Raw genomic sequence first — 2,703 nt, 5'->3', positions numbered from 1 at the left:
TTTTGAAACTGCGGGATGAACTCTACGTTCGATTTCTTCTCGTTTTGCATGCACGTGCTCTTCGCTTAGCGATTCGGCTAATCATAATTGCCATCACCGATTTTGCAATTAACAACCGCGAACCACCCAGATAAAACAGCATCGGCCCGCAATCAGGCCGATGAAATTAACGGCGCCGGAGCGCCGGAAAAAAGGGGGACGTTAATCCAACTGCAGTTGAGGAACCACTTCCTTCACCTGTGCCAGATAATCGCTGCGGTCTTTGCCGCCCAGCCCTTCGGAACGCGGCAGTTTGGCCGTCAGCGGGTTCACCGCCTGTTGGCCGGTCCACAGTTCAAAGTGCAGGTGTGGCCCGGTGGAACGGCCGGTGTTGCCGGAGAGCGCAATACGATCGCCGCGTTTCACCTTCTGGCCTGGTTTCACCAGCAGTTTTTTCAGGTGCATATAGCGCGTGGTGTACTGACGACCGTGGCGGATCGCCACATAGTTGCCCGCTGCGCCGCTGCGCTTGGCGATCACCACTTCACCGTCGCCGACCGCCAGCACCGGCGTGCCGACCGGCATGGCGAAATCGACGCCCTTGTGCGGCGCCACGCGGCCGGTCACCGGGTNTCACGCGGCGCGGGTTGAAGTTGGAGGAGATGCGGAACTGCTTCATGGTCGGGAAACGCATGAAGCCGCGCGCCAGGCCAGAGCCCTGGCGATCGTAGAATTTGCCGTCTTCGGCGCGGATCGCATAGTAATCCTTGCCGCCGGTGCGCAGACGCACGCCCAACAGCTGGCTTTGCGATTTCTTACCGTCGAAATGCTCACGCGACATCAGCACGGAGAACTGGTCGCCTTTGCGCAGCTTGCGGAAATCGAGCTGCCACTGCAACGCCTTGATCACCGCATTGATTTCGTTACGGCTCAGCCCGGCGTCGCCGGCGCTGCTGACGAAGCTGCCGTTGACCCGGCCGCTGATCACGTTGTTGCGCCATTCGCCCTGCTGCGCCTCTTTAGACTCTTTGAAGCTATTGCCGACGCGGTCATAGGTGCGGGTTTCGCGGCGCGAAACTTCCCAGGTCAACTGCTGCAGATCGCCCGCATCGTTCACGGTCCACGACAGCTGTTGGCCGATCTTCAGATTACGCAGATCGCGGTTTTGCGATGCCAGCAAGGTGACATCCGACATATCGATGCCGTACTGCGTCAGAATGCTGCCAAGGGTGTCACCGGTGGAAACCACATATTCATGCACGCCGTCGTCGCCGGCATCTTTCTGATCCAGCTCATCCTGCGGGATTTCGTCATCGGGGGTGGGTTGGTCGGCATCTATCGGTTCACTGGCTTCGGGGAGCAATGACCGCATCTGGCTGGATTCTAACTCGACGCTCTTGGCGATGGGATTGTGTTCTGGGTGGTAAACAAAAGGCCGCCAAACAGCGACGGCCAATGTGACGACTGTCAGCGACCCCAGCATGACGCGGTGGGGCCGTGGCAGGTTGTTATACGCCAGAGCGATAGTTCGGACTATCTGCTGCACTCGATATTATCCTCATAAGCTTTACTTCAGGCAGCTCACGTACTGGTTTGACAGCTGAGCCAGGAATTTCCCGTAGCTGTCCTTCCCCAGCGCGATGCCGGTGCCCAGCGGGTCCAGCGTTCCGGAACGCACTTTGGTACCCTTGGCGACGGCATTGATTACGGCCGGCCTGAATTGTGGCTCAGCAAAAACGCATACCGCTTTCTGCTCAACCAACTGTGTTCGAATTTGGTGTAGGCGCTGTGCTCCAGGCTGAATTTCGGGATTGACGGTGAAATGGCCCAGCGGACTCAAACCGTAGTGTTTCTCAAAGTAGCCGTAAGCATCATGAAAAACAAAATAACCCTTACCTTGCACAGGCGTAAGCATGTTACCAACATTTTTGTCAGTTTGCGTCAGCAGATTCTCGAACTGGCGCAGGTTTGCGTCTAATTTGTCCTTATTTTGCGGCATAAGTTCCAACAATCTGTCGTGAATCGCGATCGCGGTCACTTTTGCTATCTCCGGCGACAGCCAAACGTGCATATTGTACTCGCCGTGATGATGCCCATGATCGTCATCGGCATGGTTATGCGCTTCGCCTGCATGATCATGATCGTCGTCCTCTTCGCCTTTCATCAGCAACGGCTTCACCGCCGGCAGTTCGCTGACAGCCAGCTTTCGGGTCGCCGAGATAGGCACCAGCGCCTTGTTCAGGAACGCTTCCATGTCCGGCCCGACCCACAACACCAGATCAGCGGAACGCAAGCGTTGGATATCCGAAGGACGCAACGCAAAATCGTGCGGCGAAGCGCCGTCCGGCAGCAACACTTCGGTCGGCGTCACGCCGTCGGCGATGGCCGAAGCGATAAAGCCTAATGGGCGAATCGAGGTCACCACCGCAGCGGAAGCGCTGCTCAGCGGGCCGGCCATCAACAGTGCGCTGGCCAACAGCGTACGCTGCAGCCATTTATTTTTCTTTGCCATCATCAGTAATCCCATCGTTTTCATCAACAAGGCGTGATATTATAACATTCGCTTCGTTCTGCAACCTGTAATCTCGAGATGTCTACACTGATAACGCTAAAAAATATCTCCGTCGCCTTCGGCAGCCGCAAGGTGCTGTCGAACATTTCCCTCAGCCTGCAACCCGGCCGTATTCTCACGCTGCTTGGCCCGAACGGCGCGGGCAAATCCAC

General features: G+C 56.9%; 2 protein-coding genes and 1 pseudogene. 1 reads left to right on the top strand and 2 read right to left on the bottom strand.

Going from position 1 to position 2,703, the window contains the following annotated elements:
• Window positions 1-201: 201 nt before the first annotated feature.
• Both mepM and znuA read right to left on the bottom strand, forming a co-directional pair.
• Window positions 202-1,525 (bottom strand): annotated as a pseudogene (gene mepM / locus ADK28_RS14385) (murein DD-endopeptidase MepM).
• A gap of 21 nt (window positions 1,526-1,546) precedes the next feature.
• On the bottom strand, window positions 1,547-2,491 hold the full coding sequence (znuA, locus tag ADK28_RS14380; RefSeq protein ID WP_028127478.1) for a zinc ABC transporter substrate-binding protein ZnuA: 945 nt from the start codon (window positions 2,489-2,491) through the stop codon (window positions 1,547-1,549).
• 78 nt (window positions 2,492-2,569) lie between these two features.
• Here znuA and ADK28_RS30100 point away from each other — a divergent pair.
• The coding region (locus tag ADK28_RS30100; protein ID WP_152929700.1) for an ATP-binding cassette domain-containing protein at window positions 2,570-2,703 on the top strand (134 nt) is incomplete at its 3' end.

It is taken from the genome of Serratia sp. 506_PEND, from assembly GCF_001076875.1.
GTDB lineage: Bacteria > Pseudomonadota > Gammaproteobacteria > Enterobacterales > Enterobacteriaceae > Serratia > Serratia marcescens.
This window is presented reverse-complemented; position numbering and strand designations above follow the sequence as displayed.